Annotated in this window: 18 protein-coding genes; 12 read left to right on the top strand and 6 right to left on the bottom strand. The window is 67.9% G+C overall.

Annotated elements, in window-relative coordinates; translation table 11 throughout:
* The coding region (locus tag ACM2XV_RS06350) for a Type 1 glutamine amidotransferase-like domain-containing protein (RefSeq protein WP_487026319.1) at positions 1–314 on the bottom strand (314 nt) is incomplete at its 3' end.
* Positions 315–515: 201 nt separating this feature from the next.
* Between ACM2XV_RS06350 and ACM2XV_RS06345 the strand changes: the two genes are divergently transcribed.
* Positions 516–911, top strand: a complete 396-nt coding sequence (locus ACM2XV_RS06345; RefSeq protein ID WP_487026318.1) for a hypothetical protein — start codon at positions 516–518, stop codon at positions 909–911.
* Positions 912–930: 19 nt separating this feature from the next.
* On the opposite strand, the gene ACM2XV_RS06340 is transcribed toward ACM2XV_RS06345, so the two are convergent.
* A complete protein-coding gene (locus ACM2XV_RS06340; protein WP_487026317.1) occupies positions 931–1,509 on the bottom strand; it encodes a nucleotidyltransferase family protein in 579 nt (192 codons plus the stop codon).
* Positions 1,510–1,622: 113 nt separating this feature from the next.
* On the opposite strand from ACM2XV_RS06340, the gene ACM2XV_RS06335 reads away from it, so the two are divergent.
* Together ACM2XV_RS06335 and ACM2XV_RS06330 are read left to right on the top strand one after the other, a co-directional pair.
* Positions 1,623–1,856 carry a type II toxin-antitoxin system ParD family antitoxin gene (locus tag ACM2XV_RS06335; protein ID WP_487026316.1) on the top strand — a complete coding sequence of 78 codons (234 nt, stop codon included), beginning with the start codon at positions 1,623–1,625 and terminating at the stop codon, positions 1,854–1,856.
* On the top strand, positions 1,853–2,146 hold the full coding sequence (locus ACM2XV_RS06330) for a type II toxin-antitoxin system RelE/ParE family toxin (protein ID WP_487026315.1): 294 nt from the start codon (positions 1,853–1,855) through the stop codon (positions 2,144–2,146). The genes ACM2XV_RS06335 and ACM2XV_RS06330 overlap by 4 nt, the downstream gene beginning before the upstream one ends.
* Before the next feature lie 49 nt (positions 2,147–2,195).
* Here ACM2XV_RS06330 and ACM2XV_RS06325 read toward each other — a convergent pair whose 3' ends face one another.
* Positions 2,196–3,788 carry an ApeA N-terminal domain 1-containing protein gene (locus tag ACM2XV_RS06325; RefSeq protein WP_487026314.1) on the bottom strand — a complete coding sequence of 531 codons (1,593 nt, stop codon included), beginning with the start codon at positions 3,786–3,788 and terminating at the stop codon, positions 2,196–2,198.
* A 179-nt stretch (positions 3,789–3,967) separates the two neighbouring features.
* Here ACM2XV_RS06325 and ACM2XV_RS06320 point away from each other — a divergent pair, with 179 nt between their 5' ends.
* On the top strand, positions 3,968–4,831 hold the full coding sequence (locus ACM2XV_RS06320; RefSeq protein WP_487026313.1) for an HAD family hydrolase: 864 nt from the start codon (positions 3,968–3,970) through the stop codon (positions 4,829–4,831).
* A gap of 9 nt (positions 4,832–4,840) precedes the next feature.
* On the opposite strand, the gene ACM2XV_RS06315 is transcribed toward ACM2XV_RS06320, so the two are convergent.
* From ACM2XV_RS06315 to ACM2XV_RS06305, 3 genes are all read right to left on the bottom strand, one after another.
* Positions 4,841–5,563: a class I SAM-dependent methyltransferase gene (locus tag ACM2XV_RS06315; protein ID WP_487026312.1), complete on the bottom strand. Its 723-nt coding sequence runs from the start codon at positions 5,561–5,563 to the stop codon at positions 4,841–4,843.
* A 187-nt stretch (positions 5,564–5,750) separates the two neighbouring features.
* Positions 5,751–6,464: an SDR family oxidoreductase gene (locus ACM2XV_RS06310; protein ID WP_487026311.1), complete on the bottom strand. Its 714-nt coding sequence runs from the start codon at positions 6,462–6,464 to the stop codon at positions 5,751–5,753.
* Positions 6,461–7,123, bottom strand: a complete 663-nt coding sequence (locus tag ACM2XV_RS06305) for a TetR/AcrR family transcriptional regulator (protein WP_487026310.1) — start codon at positions 7,121–7,123, stop codon at positions 6,461–6,463. Before ACM2XV_RS06305 ends, ACM2XV_RS06310 begins: the two co-directional genes overlap by 4 nt.
* Before the next feature lie 256 nt (positions 7,124–7,379).
* Between ACM2XV_RS06305 and ACM2XV_RS06300 the strand changes: the two genes are divergently transcribed.
* The 8 genes from ACM2XV_RS06300 to ACM2XV_RS06265 all read left to right on the top strand — a co-directional run.
* A complete protein-coding gene (locus ACM2XV_RS06300) occupies positions 7,380–8,744 on the top strand; it encodes an MFS transporter (protein ID WP_487026309.1) in 1,365 nt (454 codons plus the stop codon).
* A gap of 25 nt (positions 8,745–8,769) precedes the next feature.
* A complete protein-coding gene (locus ACM2XV_RS06295) occupies positions 8,770–9,708 on the top strand; it encodes a 3-carboxyethylcatechol 2,3-dioxygenase (RefSeq protein WP_487026308.1) in 939 nt (312 codons plus the stop codon).
* A complete protein-coding gene (locus ACM2XV_RS06290; RefSeq protein ID WP_487026307.1) occupies positions 9,705–10,616 on the top strand; it encodes an alpha/beta fold hydrolase in 912 nt (303 codons plus the stop codon). The genes ACM2XV_RS06295 and ACM2XV_RS06290 overlap by 4 nt, the downstream gene beginning before the upstream one ends.
* Positions 10,613–11,419: a 2-keto-4-pentenoate hydratase gene (locus ACM2XV_RS06285; protein WP_487026306.1), complete on the top strand. Its 807-nt coding sequence runs from the start codon at positions 10,613–10,615 to the stop codon at positions 11,417–11,419. Before ACM2XV_RS06290 ends, ACM2XV_RS06285 begins: the two co-directional genes overlap by 4 nt.
* Positions 11,420–11,431: 12 nt before the next feature.
* Positions 11,432–11,908 carry a nuclear transport factor 2 family protein gene (locus ACM2XV_RS06280; RefSeq protein WP_487026305.1) on the top strand — a complete coding sequence of 159 codons (477 nt, stop codon included), beginning with the start codon at positions 11,432–11,434 and terminating at the stop codon, positions 11,906–11,908.
* Positions 11,905–12,675 carry an HpcH/HpaI aldolase family protein gene (locus ACM2XV_RS06275; protein ID WP_487026304.1) on the top strand — a complete coding sequence of 257 codons (771 nt, stop codon included), beginning with the start codon at positions 11,905–11,907 and terminating at the stop codon, positions 12,673–12,675. Before ACM2XV_RS06280 ends, ACM2XV_RS06275 begins: the two co-directional genes overlap by 4 nt.
* A complete protein-coding gene (gene mhpA / locus ACM2XV_RS06270) occupies positions 12,672–14,348 on the top strand; it encodes a bifunctional 3-(3-hydroxy-phenyl)propionate/3-hydroxycinnamic acid hydroxylase MhpA (RefSeq protein ID WP_487026303.1) in 1,677 nt (558 codons plus the stop codon). The genes ACM2XV_RS06275 and mhpA overlap by 4 nt, the downstream gene beginning before the upstream one ends.
* A gap of 238 nt (positions 14,349–14,586) precedes the next feature.
* Positions 14,587–15,208 (top strand): FMN-dependent NADH-azoreductase (locus ACM2XV_RS06265; protein ID WP_487026302.1); only part of this gene is annotated, 622 nt, incomplete at its 3' end.

Here is a 15,208-nt window from a genome sequence, read left to right as displayed (position 1 = left end):
AGGAGGCCGGCCACTGAGCCGCCTCCGACATAGATCACGTCTTGCGACAGCAGGGTCTCCCGGAGGTCCGCCACGTTCGGTTGCGGCAGGACGGTCACGACCGTGACTTGCACGTCGGTGCCGGCAAAGGCTTTGGAAACCATGGCGGCGTCCTGGACGCGGTCACCCTTCGCGGTGCCCAGATAGGCCATGCGCGTTGCTGCAGGACGGGTGCACCGGTCGATCGCTGCGCGCACGAGCGGTCCCAGCGTCCAGTCCCCTCGGGCATCGAGTCCGAAGCCGGTCGATGCGGCAAGAATCCTCCGGGCCGGCATGAGTCACACGCTAGCGGGCAACTCCGACGCTAGCCACGGGACCACGAATCCAACGGCCATCGACGCCTCAGCGATGTCGCGCAAGCCGGTCCATCGGCGTGCATCCCATCGAACTGCACGGAAGGGATCGGCTTCCGAGCAGTGAGATGCCCTCCGGCGTGTGTTCGCGTTGCCTCGCCGCGGGCAGGGCAGTCTGGGTTCGTGTACGTGCGGTTCGAGGCGCTGAAGAAGAACTCACGTGGCATCGCCCCCGGCGTTTTTGCGTTGGCTAATGGACTCGCCCATTCCGGCGCGTTGAGCGACGAAGACTTCGCCTGGTGGCGAGCCAACAATGACTGGATGAACGGCGCTTACACAGACCCAGGCATCATCGACTCAAAGCTCTTCGATCGCGAGATCCATCCCCACACGCAGTGCTGGTTCAAGCTCGGCGGCGACATCGAGCACCTGCTTCTGCGAACTCGTGAATACCTTGAACTGCTAAATCGTTACGGCGTTGATTGGGTGGAACGTCGGTCAAGCGCCCCCGGGCCGATTCTCTATGAGGACGAATACCAGATCGTCATCGACGCGATAGGTTTCGTGGAAGCGCGCTGAGCCATCGGTCACCGCACAGTCAGGCGTCCCACGGCTCTGCGGTGAGGTGGGGCCATCGCTCGACGTACTGGCTCACTTTGGTCTCATACACGTGTCCAGGGGCAAGCCGTCTGTTCGGTCTCATGCGGATCGACAGCGTGTCATCGAGGCCGAACGGGGCGTAGAGGTCGGGATGCTGGCCGTCGCTGGTGATTGCAACACAGCATGCCGTCGCGGCGAACGCGTCGACCGCGTCGCGGGCGCTGGTGAACGGTTCGATCGCCTTGCCGAACTTCTGCTCGTACCAGAGGTGAACGCGGGCTTCATTGCGAATCTCGATCGGCGCCGCAAGGTCAGCGAAAAGATCGGCGACGGCGCGGATCACCTTGTCCTCGGCCTCCCAGCTCAGATCGGAGTCGTCGAAGTAGAAGATGTCGTAGTCCTTGATTCCATACCCAGGCTCAAGTCCGGACTTGGCATTCCACACGTTCTGGACTACGGCCCCGGCCGTCAACCACCACTCAGTGAGCCCGAGAACCGGCGTCCGCTCAAGAATCGCGGCGCACACCGGGTCCGCGAGCGTTGCCTCGATCACATAGTCCCGGTCAGAAGAGCGCACATCGAAAGCATGCCACCGAGCCCTGCCGCTGCGAGCAATCGTTGAACGAAAGCCGGTCCGTCAGCGGGCATCTCGCGATGTTGTGCAGTACCAGTGCTTGGTACTCTCGTCGTATGAGCCTGAACACCTCGATCAGCCTGGATGACCATTTCGCGAGCTTCCTCGCACGGGAGGTCGAGGCCGGGCGCTACCGCAGTGCCAGCGAAGTGGTCCGGGCGGGACTGCGCCTCCTGGAAGACCACGAGACACAGATGGCGGCCCTGCGTGCGGCGCTCATAGCCGGCGAGGAGAGCGGGCAGGCGGAGCCGTTCGACTTCGACGCGTTCATCGCCGCGAAGAAAGCATGACGACGTACTGGCTCACGCCAGCGGCGCAACACGACCTGTCCTCGATCTGGGACTACACGGAAGAGACCTGGGGGCCGCAGCAGGCAGAAACCTACCTCGGTGAAATCGGGATGGCGTTCGAGCGCATCACCAGGGACCCGGATCGAGGACGCGCCTGCGATGAGCTCCGCGCGGGATACCGGCGATACGCGATCGGCAGCCATCTCGTGTTCTACGTCGTGGGAGATGGCGGCCGCGTCAATATCATCCGGATACTGCATCAGCGGATGGACCCGACTCGGCATATCTGACAGCCCGGAGCGCCCCGATGTAAGGGATCCAGCACGCAAGCGGATCCACTTACGGGCGCTGCGCGGGAGGCTCGCGAGCTTCGTCAACGGCCTGCGTCTCGGTGGGAGGCAGGCTCTTGTCGTCGACTACGGTCGCATTGAGGATCGCGATCCGCATTGTGATCGAGTGATCGTCGCAGAGCACTTCGCGTGCCAGCCTCGCGGCGTGAGAGAGGACTGGGTTTTCCTCGACGGCTTTACGGAGGCGATCTTGCGGCACGCCGAGCTCGTGCAGCAGGTTCAGGACCACAACACCCGCGGTGACCTCCGCGACCGCGTGCAGATGCTCGAGGTCGTTTTCAGCGGTACCGACGTGTGCCAGGTTGTTGCGCGCATCCTTCGCCGCCTTCGCCCATACGGCAGGGTCGTGCACTAAGCGTTGGCCGGCGACTCCAACTCGCTCGACCAGTTGAAGTAGACGCTCCTTTAGTGTTGGCACGTTCGAATGCTCATTGAGGCGGTCCGCGAGCCAGGTCTTCCGCTCGGGCGGTACGGCTTCGAGGATCGTCTTGCGAATTCGCTTGAACTCGTCTGGCGGGATCGGAGGCGCAGGCTCCAGGGCACGGTGCATCGATTCCGCGGCAGCGACCGCAGTCACCACCCGCGTTTCTATGTATCCGGTCCTCACGTACCTCAGTCCGAGGATCATGCTGCGGGCGGCCGCGAAGGTATCGCGCACCTCGAGCCAACGCGGGAGCAGTTGCTCAAACGGCACGTCGTCGAGCGTCAGGACGTAATTGCGCGGGTCAAGTGCTTTGTCGTTCGGCTTCGGCTTGACCACCCTGATTCTGTAGATGTCGACCTCGTGCGGATGACCTTGCATTGGGTGGCCCTCGGGCCAATCATCCGGCTTCGATGGAAAGTAGACGCGCATGCTGACAATGCCGCACGCCCGAAGGGTCGACAGAGACATCAGGTCGGCCATACCGTCCAGCAGCTCGGTCCAGTATTCGAGCGGCTGCGGCTCCTCCCTCTCGAACCTGATCACTTGACTCTCCTGCACGCGAGTGAGCGTGCGAGAGCGGGACAGCTCCGAATACGGCTGCCATGAGAAATGGCTCAGCTTGACAGTCAGCGGCCCCGCTTCGACCGAAAGCGGCGAGAGACGGCTGAGACGAATCTCGCCGCTCACTGAGTCAGGATCCGAACCCCAGTGGTGCGTTTCCTCAATACCGGAACGCCGAGACCACACAGTGAGATCTTCAACATGAGCCGAGGCGGCCACGAATGCCGCCTCATCGGGATCGTCCATGTAGACGCCCACAAGCCCGATACTCGCCCTTAGTTCTAGCTTGGCAGGAGGGCCGAACAGCCCGCCGAAGCCGTGCGACCTCGCCGTGACAACGCCAACGCCAAGTAGTGTGATCGCTTCTCCATCGCCCGTGCCGAGAACCATCTGCCACTGTTTCAACTCGTCCGTGACAATCGTTGACCCATTTTCGCCGGGATGCGTGACTTGGTAATCCCAGCCACCAATCAGGCGAAGCCGGAGCCCCTCATCCGGCGAGAACGACAGCACCCCGGGTACTTTCGTGTTCGGGTCATCGGGAAGCCACCATTCGCCGGTCCAGTCGCGGGCCTCGTTCAACGGAGATTCGGTCACCCGCTCATCTTGACGCTCGGGGACGACATTGAGACGGATTCCGTGGTCGCAGCCTGCCTGCCACGCCTCCTTAGTGCGCCGAAAAGCAGCACTCGAGCCGCTCGTCTTCGTCAACGCAATGCCGCAATCAGGGATCCCCTATGCGCACCTGGGGTTCAGGTGCGTGAGAGGCTGCGGCCATGACTTCAAGTGCAGGGCCGCGCACGTTGTACGTGTCCGATCTGGACCGGACCCTGCTGAGGTCAGATGGCTCGCTCAGCGCCGCGTCGGCGCGGTTGTTGAATGCCGCGATCGATGGCGGCGCACTGTTCACCTACGCAACGGCAAGATCGTTTCTGAGTTCCAGAAGAGCGACCAAAGCTCTGCGCCTGAGGCTGCCGTTGCTCACGTACGGCGGAACGATCACCGCAGATCCCGACACCGGCCAGCCGGCGGACCTTCGACTCCTAGGCGCGACGACCGTGCAGGCGACGCTCCGGCTCTGCGACGACGCGCACGCGACAGCCGAGCCCATCATGCACACCTTCGAGGACGGCCGAGATTGGATCCGTTGGCGCCCGGAACGGATGACCCTCGGCGTGCAAACATTCCTGGCCTCCCGCTCCAGCGACCCGCGCCTGCGACCAGCGACGGCGGACGATCCGCTCGACGCGGCATCGGTGTTCTACATCTCGATCCTCGCCCAGAATCCAGAGTTGACCGGGCTGCGCACCGCTCTGATCCCCGAGCTCGGCAGCGCGGCACACTTTCTCAGCGTCGACCCCGGCACCCCTGGCCTGGACTGGCTCGAGTTCCATCACGAAGACGGAACAAAAGCGAAGGCGATTCAGCGTCTCGCGTCAACGCTCGACGCCGATCGTCTCGTCGTCTTCGGCGACAACCACAACGACCTGCCCATGTTCGCCATCGCTGACGAGTCATACGCAGTCTCCAACGCGGTCCCCGCTGTACGGGACGCGGCCACACGGGTGATCAACAGCAACGACGAGGACGCCGTTGCCCGCCGGATCACCGCGGATCGCCAGACAAGCTCACGAACGTAACGGGGTCCGTCAGCGGGCTCGGGCGATGAACACCATGAGGGGTGAATCCGCGGCGAATACGTCGCGCTGCCAGTTCGCGTAGACCGCTTCGACGGCAAAGCCTGCCGCCTCAAGTTGATTCTCAATCGTCGCTCGGTCCCTGAACTGAAGCAGAAGCGTCTCCGTTACAGGCGTATCTGAATCCTCGAACAGGTTGTGATGCCGCACCACGACCGTGTCGGGAGCGACCTCGTCGACCTCGGTCCATTCAATAAGCGGCCCGTGCGCCGTCTCGCGCTCCGTCCGCTCGTGGGATGCCCAGCCCTCCCAGGCCCGCGCAGCTGGGTTGCGGCTTTCAAAGGCCACCAATCCGCCCGGGCTGAGCGCTTCCTTCAAGTCGGCCAGGGTGCGGGCCCAGTCGGCGTCGCCGATGTGCTGCGCCACGTTGCCGCTCATCACTGCGTAGTCGAAGCGGCGCGTGGGAATGTTGCGGCTGTCGCCGGCGATCCACTCAACGCCTTCCCCTCCTGCTCTGCTCCGCGCGTAAGCGAGCATGTTGGGTGAGGGGTCGATGCCGACGACCGTGCGCCCCGCCTTCGCGAACGTGACGGTCAGGATGCCGGTGCCGCAGCCGAGATCGAGGATGGATGCCGCGCCGATCTCATCCGCGAGGGCGCGGAAGAAATCGTGATCGGGCCCGTCAGGGTTTTCCTCGTCGTACAAGTCGACGAGTCGTACGTCGTAATCGGCCACGCACCGAGCATATTTGCGTGCCGCAACCGCTCTGGCCGGCGCCCTCAAGCCGATCCCTCATCGCGCGGGGTCGCGCGGAAACGGCTCTCGCACGGCCGCGGTTTGTATCAATGCCCGTTTACCCCGCCCGCTGAAGATGCCCGCACAGGCACCTCAACTGCAACGGCACAGGTGAGCGCCGCCCGCGCTACACCGCGCGCGAGCTGCCCCCGTCGACGCGGATGTTCTGGCCCGTGATGTAGCTCGCCTCGTCGCTCGCGAGGAACCGCACGACCCGGGCGATCTCCGCCGTCGCGCCGGCCCGACGCAGCGGAATGCGGGCGGTCCACTCCGCCGGCACCGTGCTCGGGTCCGGCTTCGTGAAGCCGGGCAGCACGTTGTTGATGCGGATGCCCCGCGGGCCGTACTCGTCGGCGTAAAGCTTCGTGAACGAGGCGAGACCCGCGCGGATCGTCGCGGAGACCGGGTAGTTCGGGTTCGGCTCGAACGGCGAGCTGGTCGAGATGTTGACGATCGAGCCGCCGCCGGCCTCGAGCAGGTGCGGCGTGACGATGCGCGCCATGCGCACGACGTTCAGCAGGTAGAGCTCGAGGCCGTCCTGCCAGTCCTGGTCGGTGAGCTCGAGGATCTTGCCCTTCGCGGCATGGCCCGAGCAGTTCACGACCGTGTCGACGCGGCCGTACTCGGTGACGGCGAGGTCGACGACGGCCTGCAGATCGTCCACCGAGCGGTTCGAGCCGTCGAGGCCCACGCCGCCGAGCTCGCGGGCGAGCGCCGCGCCCCGGCCAGAGGGTGACATCGCCGCGATGCGGTACCCGGCCGAGGCGAGCTCGGTGGCGCACGCGGCGCCGATGCCGGAGCCGCCCCCGACCACGATCGCGACCTTCTGGGCATCCGTCATTGCTTCTTCTCCTTCTGCTGCGAGGCGTTCTGCGCGGCGCCGAGCTTCGCGTAGTGCTCGGTCAGCAGGTCGACCGCGAGGGTCGACAGCTCGGCGAGCTGGTCGAAGTCGACGTCATCGCCGGCGGCCGCCGAGATGTACAGGCCCTCGATCAGAGCGCGCCCGAACGCCACGATCTTGCGCGGCAGCTCGGGGTCGGCCGCGAGCGCCTCGGGCGGGAACTGCCCGCCGACCTGCGCGAGCGCCGTGTCGAGCATCTGCCCGCGGATCTCGAGGTACTTCTTGCGCGCCTCGTTGTCGGACAGGCGCTTCTCGAGCGCGAGGATCAGGCCGATGATCCAGAACGTGTCCTTGACGTGCCCGCGCTCGGATGCCGGAGCAGCGGACCCCGCGATCGACGCGCGCAGCAGCTGCTGCTGCGTCTGGCCGGCCACGGTCTCGCGCCATTGCTCGAAGCAGTAGTCGAGCAGCGCGGCGAACAGCTTCTCTTTATTCTCGAAGTGCCAGTAGACCGAGCCGATGGGCAGGCCCGAGACGCGGCTGACCTCGGCCATCGTCGTGCCCTCGTAGCCCGCGTTCAGGGCCAGTTCCATGACGGCGTCGAGAATCGCCTTCTCGTTCTCGGGAGTCGTGTAGTGCACGTTCTTGCGCTTCGCCACGCTTCGCAACCCTTCCGCATCGGTCCGTCGTTTTGAAGAAGGACCTCTTGACGCGTCGTCGAATCACGATATACGTTCCCTGCATTCAAGAATGTTGGTTCTAGAACCGGCACACCACAAAAGGATGCCGCGGCCTCGGCCCGGATCTCCCCCACACCCACCCGACTCGAGACCCCGGTCCACACCGTCGTGCACCGGCACCGCAAAGGAGCGGCACGGAGTCTCCGTCACAGCGATCTCGTGCAGAGAGGCACACATGAAGATCTCCGAATTGATCGCCGGCTCGAAGATGAGCCGGTTCCAGATCATCGCCATCGTCGTCGCCATCGTGCTGACAGTCATCGACGGCTACGACAACGCCATGATGGTGTTCGCCGCGCCGTACGTCACCAAGGAGTTCTCCTCGTCGGAGAGCCTCATCGGCGTCGTCATGTCGGGCGCGCTCATCGGCATGGTCGCCGGCTCGATCCTGATCGCGCCGATCGCCGACAAGCTCGGGCGGCGGCTCATCGGCATCATCGGCACGGTGGTCGTGACCATCGGCATGGTGATCGCGCCGCTCGCCCACAACCTGCCGACCCTGCTGACGGGCCGCATCGTGACGGGCGTCGGCCTCGGCATGCTGCTGTCGGTCGTGGGCGTCATCGCCGCCGAGTACTCGAACCGGCGCGTCTACCCGATCGTGATGTCGATCTACGCCGCCGGCATCAACATCGGCGCCGTGCTCGGCGCGGTGCTCGTCGGCCCGCTGCTGCCCGAGCACGGCTGGCGCTATGGGTTCTGGATCGGCGTGGTGTTCTCGGTCATCGCGATCGTCATCGCGACCGTCGCCTTCCCCGAGTCGATCTCGTGGCTGGCGGCGCGTCGCAAGCCGGGCTCGCTCGACCGCCTCAACCGCACGCTCGGCCGCATGGGGCACGCGCCGCTGCCGCTGCTGCCCGACGACCAGCTGCCCGCGCGCGACCGTCGCGGCGCGCTGCGCACCGTCTTCTCGTCGAAGCTCGTCGCGCAGACCCTGCTGCTCGTGCTCGGCAACATCGCGCTGCTCGTCTCGTTCTACTTCGCCAACTCCTGGGCCCCGAACACCCTGGCCGAGACGACCCGGAACCCCGCGATCGCGGCGCCAACCACGCTGGCGCTCGGCCTCGGCGGCATCCTCGGAACGGTCGTGTTCGGCTTCATCTCGACCCGGGTCAGCCCGCGCGTGCTCACCCCGATCTTCCTGATCGTCGGTGCGGTCGGCATCGCGATCTTCGGCTCGATCGAGGCTCAGGTCGGCGGCGCGCTGACCGAGATCTTCGCGGCGTCGTTCTTCTTCAGCTCCGGCGTCGCGGGCTTCTACCAGATCGCGCCGCGCCTGTACCCGACGCTCGCCCGTGCGACGGGCTACGGAATCGTCACGGGCGCCGGGCGGCTCGGCGGCATCGCCGCGCCGATCCTCGCGGGTGCCGCGCTCGACGCGCACATCTCGGTGCCGGTCGTGTTCGTGATCTTCGCCCTGCCGCTCGTCGTCTCCGCGCTGTGCCTCGTGGTGCTCGTGGCCGTCGAATCGGTCCAGCGCCGGCACGACGGCTCGGCCGTGGCGGCCGACGACGGCTCGCTCGCCTCGCTGGCCAACTGACCCCTCTAGAAGTAAGGAAGCAGCAATGACGCTCGCAGTGGCAGCCCTCTCCCACGCCCCCTCCTTCGGGAACGTCGACCCGGGCGGGTCGACCTTCGCCGAGATCCAGTCGGCCATCGGCGAGGTCCAGGCCTTCGTCGCGGACTACGACCCCGAGGTGGTCGTCGTCTTCGGCCCCGACCACTTCAACGGCCAGCTCTATTCGCTGATCACCCCCTGGGCGATTGGCGCGCAGGCCGAGGGCATCGGCGACTACAACACGACAGAGGGGCCCCTTCCCGTCGACGGCGACACCGCCCGCGACCTGCACGTGCGCGTGCTCGAGCAGGGCATAGAGATCGGCCGCTCCGAGCGCATGAAGGTCGACCACGGCGTCGTGCAGCCGCTCGACTTCGTGTTCGGCAAGAACTTCACGCAGCCGATCGTCCCCGTCTTCGTGAACTCGATCGGCCTGCCGCTGACCCCGATGTACCGCGTGCGCGAGCTGGGCGAGGCCTTCGGCCGTGCCGCGCAGGAGATCGACAAGCGCGTGCTGTTCCTCGCCTCTGGCGGTATCTCGCACAACCCGCCGATCCCCCGCTGGAAGGGCGCCCCTGGAACCCTGCAGGAGCGCCTCATCGAGTACCACCCCTCGCGCGAAGAGCGCCTTGAGCGCGAGCAGAAGATCGTCACCGGAATCCAGGCGATCGCCGACGGCAAGGGCACGAGCGACGACCTGAACGAGGAGTGGGACACCCTGCTGCTCGACACGTTCCGCTCGGGCGACCTGAGCGCCGTCGACGGCTGGGCGAACGACTGGTTCATCGCCGAGGGCGGCTCGGCCGCGCACGAGATGCGCAGCTGGATCGCGGCCTACGCCGCCCTGTCGACCGCCGGGAAGTACCGCTTTCCGGTCGACCACTACTGGCCCGTCACGACGTGGAACGCCGGCTTCGGCATCCAGGCGGCGATCACGGACGCATGAGCGAGCTGGTGACGTTCTGGCAGGCGGTCGCCGACCTGCCGCACCGCCTCGAGTACGTCGAGGTCGGAGAGTGGCGCACGCGCGTGCTGCATGTCGGCAGGGTGGCGGATGCCGGCGCTGCGGATGCCGGCGCGGCGGATCCCGGGCAGGAGCGCCAGACCGTCGTGCTGCTCAACGGCACGAGCGGCCACATCGAGGCGTTCACCCAGAACATCCGCGCGCTGGCATCCGAGTACCACGTGGTCGGCTACGACTACCCCGGGCACGGATTCACCACGCTGAGCGACCACGACCTCGAGATCCCCGAATACGAAGAGCACCTGCTCGGCCTGCTCGACGCCCTCGGCCTCGATCGTGTGCACCTCGTCGGCGAGTCGCTCGGCGGGTGGATCGCGATCAAATTCGCGGCCCACCACCCCGAGCGCCTGCGCACGGTCGTGCTGAGCGCCCCCGGCGGCCGCGTGGTCGGCGAGGGCCAGGTCGACAAGGCGCAGTCGGTGAGCGTGCAGGCCGTCGCCGAGCCCACGTTCGAGAACGTCAAGAGGCGCCTCCAGGTCGTCATCCACAACCCCGAGAACATCACCGACGAGCTCGTCAAGGTGCGCCAGGCCGTCTACTCGCGGCCCGGCTTCGACGAGTCCATGCGGCACATCTCGGTGCTGCGCCAGCCCGAGGCGCGCTGGCGCAACCGGGTCACCGACGACGACTACGCCGCCATCCCCGTGCCGGCGCTGCTCGTGTGGACCGACCACGAGCCGACCGGCGGCCCCGAGGTCGGCGAGCAGCTCGCGGCCGCCATTCCCGACGGCGAGTTCCTGCTGGTCGCGGATGCCGCGCACTGGCCCCAGTGGGAAGGCGCGCCCGCCTTCAACGACCGCACGCTCGACTTCCTGAGGAGGAAAGGGTGACCACCACCACCGCACGCGAGAGCACGATCCAGCAGATCGCGGACGAGCTGTACCGCGCCCGCCGCGACGTCACCACGATCGACTACGTCAGCCCGCGCCTGCCCGACCACGATCTCGAGGCGGCCTACCGCATCTCGGGCATCGTCGCGGCGCGCCGTGAGAGCGAGCTCGGGGTGAAGCGGGTCGGCCGCAAGGTCGGCCTCACCAACCCGCTCGTGCAGCAGCGCGTCGGCGTGTTCGAGCCCGACTACGGGATCATCCACGACGACATGGTGTTCCCCTCTGGCATCCGCCTGCCCCAATCGCAGTTCAACTTCCTGCGCATCGAGGCCGAGGTCGCTTTCGCGCTCGCGCACGACATCGTCGAGCCCGACCTCGAGGTCATCAAGAACTCGATCGACTACATCACGCCCGCGTTCGAGATCGTCGACTTCCGCTTCCCCGGCAATGTGGGCGCGATCGTCGACACCATCGCCGACAACGCCGGCTGCGGCGGCCTCGTGCTCGGCGAGGAACGGCACCCCTACGGCGAGGTCGACCTCACGAAGGTCGAGATGATCATCACGACCGCCGACGGCACCGAGATCACCCGCGGCGTCGGCAGCAACGTGCTCGACGACCCGATCAACGCCGTCAAGTGGCTCGCCGAGACCGCGATCCGCACCGGCGAGCCGCTGCGTGCGGGCGAGCTGCTGCTTTCGGGGTCGATCGGCTACATCGAGCCGTGGCCCGCCGACGTCGAGTGCATCGCCACCATCACCGGACTGGGCCGCGTCACCGCGACCCTCGACTCCACGATCTAGAAGGAGAGACGGATGCCTGAGAGCTACGGCGTCGACGCCGCGACCCGCACCGAGATCGAGCAGCTGATCTCAGAGCTGCTGTACCGCCTCGACCACAACCTGGCCGACACGACCTGGCAGCTCTACACCGAGGACGCCGTCACCGTCGGCCCCCTCGGCCCGATGGAGGGCCGCGAGGCCATCAAGGCGTGGGGCGCGAAGCGCGCCCAGCAGACCGGCATCGTGGGGCGTCACTTCATCGGCGGTATCCGGCTCGCGTGGGAGCCCGCCGAGCAGGGCGCTGAGCTCACCGGCACCGTCGCGTACCTCACCTTCCGCGACGCCGCCGAGGACGTGCTGAAGCCCGCGAGCGTCGGCGAGTTCCGCGAGCGCTACCGCAAGGTCGACGGCGAGTGGCGGTTCGCCCGCCGCGAGATCGTGCCGATCTTCGGTGGCTCGAACGCGGCGGCGCATGCGAAGCGGCTGGCCGACGCCGAGGCATCCCAGTGAAAGCGGATGCCGCCGGGGCGGCGCGCGGCGTCGCGCACGCCCCCGCGCTGCTGCACCAGGCGATGGCCTCGCAGGCGGCGGCCGAGTTCGTGATGGCGTCGGGCTACGACGGCACGATCGTCGACCTGCAGCACGGTGAGATCGGCCTCGACGACGCGTGCCGCATGCTGCGGGCGATTCCCCGTGACCGCGGCGAGTACGCGTATGCCCGCGTCGGATCGATCGACGCGGGCCCCATCCTGCGCCTGCTCGATTCGGGAGCGCGGGGCATCATCGCCCCCACGGTCGAGACCGCGGCGCAGGCATCCGCTCTCGTCGCCGCCGTGAAATACCCGCCGATCGGCGGCCGCAGCCTCGGGCCCTCGCGACCCGCGCTCTACGCGGGCGAGTCGTACACGGAAGCGGGGAACCGCGCCGTCTCGGCGATCGCGCAGATCGAGACGCGCGCCGGGTACGAGAACGTCGACGAGATCCTCGCCACCCCGGGCCTCGACTCGGTCTACCTCGGGCCGGCCGATCTCGCGGTGAGCTATGGGCTGCCCGGCCACGGCGACTGGGGTGACGGCCCCGTGCGCGCGGCGCTCGTCGAGCTCGCCGCCAAGACTCGCGCCGCGGGGCTCACCTTCGGCAGCTACTGCGCCTCGCCGGCCTACGCGAAGGCGCTCATCGAGGACGGCCTCGTCGACTACGTCGGCCTCGGCATCGACCTCGTCTTCCTGAACCGCATGGCGCAGGACGCCATCACCGCGCTGAGGAGCGAATCATGAGTCACGCCGACGCCGACGTCGTCATCATCGGGGCGGGGCCGGTCGGCCTCACCCTCGCGAATCTGCTCGGGGCCGACGGCGTGCGCGTCGTGCTGCTCGAGGCCGCGGAAGAGCTCGTCGACTACCCCCGCGCCGTCGGCATCGACGACGAGGCGCTGCGCACCATGCAGACGATCGGGCTCATCGACGAGGTGCTGCCGCACACCGTGCCGAACCAGAAGATCTTCATGGTGAACGGCGACCGCGCGATCCTGAGCGAGGTCGACCCGCGCATCGACGAGTTCGGCTGGCCGCGCCGCAACGGCTTCGTGCAGCCGCTCGTCGACCGGGTGCTGCTCGCCGGTCTCGGGCGCTGCCCGACGGTCGAGGTGCGGTTCGGCGCCGAGGTCGTCTCGAGTGCAGAGTCGAACGGGGCCGTGACCGTGAGCTACCGCACCGCCGACGGCGGCGCGCACGAGGTGGTCGGAACCTATCTCGTCGGGGCCGACGGCGGCAGCTCGCCCACCCGCAAGCGGTTGGGGCTGAGCTTCGAGGGCGAGACGCGGGCCACGAAGGGCCTCGTCATCGACGTCAACAACGACCCCATCGGCACGCCGCACGCCGTATTCGGCGGCGACCCGAAGCGGGGCTACGCGACGATCCGGCTGCCGCACGGCATCCGCCGCTGGGAGTTCACGCTCTTCGAGGGCGAGGACGAGGCGCTCGCCCGCGACGACGCGTTCGTCTTCGGGCTGCTGCGCGACCACGTGCCCGACCCGGAATCCCTCGACATCATCCGCCGCCGCGTCTACACGCACCACGCGCGCGTGGCGGGCGCCTTCCGTGTGGGCCGCACGCTGCTCGCCGGGGATGCCGCGCATGTCATGCCGGTCGTCGGCGGGCAGGGCTGGAACTCGGGCATCCGCGACGCGCTCAACCTGGGGTGGAAGCTGTCGGCGGTCGTGCGCGGGCTGGCGGGCGACGGGCTGCTCGACAGCTACGAGTCCGAGCGGCTCGGGCACGTCAGCCAGATGGTCGCCATCTCGCTCAACATGGCGGAGGAGATGACCTCGCACGACGAGGAGTTCGCCCGCGAGCGCGATCGCGTGGCCGCCGCCCGCACACCCGAGGAGCGCGAGCGGGTCAAGAACCAGGCGTTCAAGCCGCAGCCGCACTACCTGAACGGCGTGGTCGTGACCGCACCCGCGCCGAGCTACAAGACGCTGCCGGCGCGCGAGGTGCCGAGCACGGCGGGCACGCTGTTCCCGCAGCCGCGGGTGCGCACGAGCGACGGCTGCGAGGTGCTGCTCGACCACGCGACCGGCCAGGGGTGGCGGGTCATTATGTGGGACAACGACCCGACCGCGTTCCTCGCTGGCCGCACCGCGGCGCTGCTCGCCCGGCTGGGCGGCACGCTGGTGCGCGCGGTGCCGACGACGCAGCTGCCGTGGGATCGGGCGCACACCGACGCGTCCGTCGTCGTGATCGGCGACGGCGGCGTGCTCAAGGACTGGTTCGACGCCCGCCCCGTCGGCGCCGTGATCGTGCGCCCGGACCACATCATCGCCGCCGAGTGCCTCGCGCAGGATCTCGACGCGACGCTGCAGCAGGTCTTCGCGGTCGTGCACGCGGCGCAGACGGGCGAGGCGCGTGGCGCGGCGGCCGTGGACCCGGCCCCGGCGATCGCGAGCTAGCTAGCCGGAGTCCCCTGCCGGAGTCCCCTGCCGGGGTCCCCCGCCGGGTTTTGCGCCCGGCACCGACGGCTGCGCCCGCGCGGGTGGGCGCAGCTGTCGGGCGCGGACGCACAAGTGCGCGACCGGGGGCGCAGGCCCACCGCTTAAGTGACGACCTGGGCGCAGACCCAACCGGCCCGGTCGCCAAGCGGCATCCTCTCGGGCGTAACGTGAACCCACACGACGAAGGGCGGGACACATGCCGGTTCTCTTGCAGCTCGACTCGTCTTCCGCGGGGGACGCCTCGGTCTCGCGCCGGCTGACCGCGGAGTTCGCCACCCGGTGGCGCGAGCGCGGCGCCGACCACACCGTCGTCAGCCGCGACCTGCACGCTGAAGCGCTGCCGCATCTGCCGCACGCCTCGCTGCACTGGCCGCCGCGGCTGCGGCCTGCCGGAGCGCCGGCGTTCCCCGAGGCAGAGACGCGCCAGAGCGCGCTGATCGACGAGCTGCTCGGCGCGGACGCACTCGTCGTCGGGGCGCCGATGTACAACTACTCGCTGCCGTCGACGCTCAAGGCGTGGGTCGACCACATCCACGTTCCGGGGCTGACCGCCCCCTTCGACGTCGACAGTCAGCCGCTGCGCGGGAAGACGGCCGTCATCGTCACGACGCGTGGGGCGATCTACGACCAGGGCTCCGCGACCGAGAACTGGGACCACACGGTGCCGCCGCTGCGGATCATCCTCGAGAGCGCGCTCGGCATGCGCGTCGAGACGGTCGCCGTGAGTCGCACCCTCGCGCTGAGCGTGCCCGCGATGGCCGGCGAGCGTGCGGCGTTCGACGCCGAGTATGCCGCGGCGCAGCGCGAGCTCGCCCGGC

The sequence above is a fragment of the Gryllotalpicola sp. CP2-P1 genome (assembly GCF_057512245.1).
The sequence above is the reverse complement of the archived record's forward strand: the minus strand, read 5'-3'. Positions and strand labels throughout refer to the sequence as shown.